The following is a 254-nucleotide window of genomic DNA, read 5'->3' as shown; positions in this document are numbered from 1 at the left end:
CGGCGACGATCGTGCCGGCACCGCTGCCCACCAGCATCTCGTGGATCTCCGGGTCCATGGACTTGAGCTGGTCGACCACGGGCACGGCCTCCGGTTCGCCGCTGAAGTTCTCGGCGACCACCTCGCCGCTGGCCGGATCGACGACGGCGAACGACATCTTCAGGACGTCGCCCTCCTGCACCTGCTCCCACTCGCCGGCGGACAGCACCCGCGTGGTGGGCTGGTCGGTGTCGATCTCCCCGTCGATCTCGACC

General features: G+C 69.3%; 1 pseudogene. It reads right to left on the bottom strand.

The features are described 5' to 3' along the window. Positions 1–254 (bottom strand): annotated as a pseudogene (locus KVS67_RS12365) (peptidylprolyl isomerase); the annotation flags it as partial.

This window comes from Micrococcus sp. GbtcB5 (assembly GCF_019091605.1).
In the GTDB taxonomy this organism is placed as follows: domain Bacteria; phylum Actinomycetota; class Actinomycetes; order Actinomycetales; family Micrococcaceae; genus Micrococcus; species Micrococcus luteus.
This window is presented reverse-complemented; position numbering and strand designations above follow the sequence as displayed.